This window comes from Methylobacterium cerastii (assembly GCF_022179125.1).
GTDB classification, from domain to species: domain Bacteria; phylum Pseudomonadota; class Alphaproteobacteria; order Rhizobiales; family Beijerinckiaceae; genus Methylobacterium; species Methylobacterium cerastii.
In genome coordinates this window covers 1-1729 of record NZ_BPQG01000066.1, presented here as the reverse complement: position 1 = coordinate 1729, position 1729 = coordinate 1, and the positions used below count along the sequence as shown (strand labels likewise).

The window sequence follows — 1729 nt, the reverse complement described above, 5'->3', positions numbered from 1 at the left end:
GCCGATGCAGATGCCGCGCTGGATTTTGTCTTTGTTTTTGCTTATTATGCATCAACAGAAGCCGTGTAATAAAAATCTTTGCGGCTTAGATTTTTATATGATTTTTTTTAAAAATAAAATATACTGCACTCGCAGTAGCAATTGCTTAGTACTTGCTTCAGATTCTGAAAGAATTTTACCGATATACCATAATGAGAAATTGTGTTAACAATAATATCTTGACCTTAATTACCCATCCTGAACTAACGGAATTCTAACGGAGCGGGATATAAGTAGAATGGTTAATTTGTTTAATCTTCTGCCCACAATGATACGACCTGGGGATATTCCTCTCGAACTAGATCTAAATTTTTATCGGCTTGTGAATGACGATTTGACAGAACTAAATAATGAGGCTCTCACAGCCCATTACCATGCGTATGGACGTGAGGAGGGACGTTTAGCGAGCCCTGCTGCGCATCGACGAGGTTTCACCGCACTAGTAGATAGCAAAGCTGATATTCTTGAGATAGGCCCCTTTACTAAACCGACTATTCGTGGCCCTAAGGTTCAATACTTTGATGTAATGAATCGATCAAGTTTGCTGGAACGCGCTCTGCTACACAATCACCCAACTAAAGATTGTCCCGAGATACATTTTGTATCACCAATTGGAGATTTAGGTGTAGTCAATAAAAATTTTGATATAGTCCTATCGAGCCACTGCGTTGAGCACCAACCAGATCTTGTAAATCATCTGCGCAATGTCGAGAGAATTCTACGCCCGGGCGGTCGTTATCTACTGCTAATACCCGACAAACGTTACTGTTTTGATGCCCTCTTGCCTGAAAGTAGCTTGGCAGAAATTATAGAGGCGCATCGTGAAAGGCGAAGAACTCACACTTGGCCTAAAGTTCATGAACACCGTGCTTTGACGACGCACAACGATTCTGCTCGCCATTGGGCCGGCGACAGCAGTGATCCGCATGCTCACTTGCGTCAAGATCGTGAACAAGCGGCACGAAAGGAGTACGAAGATTCTCAAGGAAATTATATTGATGTTCATGCATGGCAGTTCACCCCTGAATCTTTTCGCAGTATTATAAAAGATCTGCAAGCCGCCAGATTGACCAATCTTTCTGTGGAGCGTGTGTATCATACCCCTCATGGATCAAACGAGTTTGGAGCTATAATCAGAAAAAGCATATAATAAATTTGTATGTCCCGACAGCGTAATCTTATCAATCGATGTTTGTGTCTTGTACTTTTGATACTCTATCACCGCAGTTGATAGATCCAACTTTAGCTGAAACGGTTTAACTAGGCCGACTATGCTTTGCAGATGGTCTTAGATCCTGTTTCATAACGGGCTGAACAGGTTAGCTTTTGGGTAAGCGGCGGGCATCATGGGTGTTGGGAGAGTGTCTGACGCTCACCCAGGAACCCCGATGTGGACGCCCACCGATCTGCGATCGGCCCGTCGCCCGCGCCGAGTTTGCGCGCGAGGGCCCGCCCTACGCAACCAGCCTTAGAGCGCGGGACAAAACCGCGTTGAGCGGGTTAGGCGGGCATGGACGCTCTTGTACCTGACGACCTCTGGGCGGTGATCGAGCCGCTTCTTCCATCCGTGCCGGAGAAGCCGAAGGGTGGTCGGCCGCGCTCTTCGGATCGGGCGGCACTGGCGGGCATCATTCTAGTTCTGCGCACGGGCATGCAGTGGAAGCATCTGCTGATCCTCCCCCGGTTCCAC

General features: G+C 47.1%; 2 protein-coding genes. Both read left to right on the top strand.

Annotated features, from left to right (window positions below; all coding sequences use genetic code 11):
• The first annotated feature begins 277 nt into the window (after window positions 1-277).
• The gene (locus MFF13_RS19895; RefSeq protein ID WP_238272801.1) at window positions 278-1189 is read left to right on the top strand and encodes a class I SAM-dependent methyltransferase; all 912 of its coding nucleotides are present in this window, start codon (window positions 278-280) and stop codon (window positions 1187-1189) included.
• A 360-nt stretch (window positions 1190-1549) separates the two neighbouring features.
• The coding region (locus MFF13_RS19890) for a transposase (protein ID WP_238272800.1) at window positions 1550-1729 on the top strand (180 nt) is incomplete at its 3' end.

Bases quoted from the DNA above. Each gene is read 5' to 3' on its own strand.
- MFF13_RS19895 (WP_238272801.1), top strand. From the start codon at position 278: ATGGTTAATTTGTTTAATCTTCTGCCCACAATGATACGACCTGGGGAT.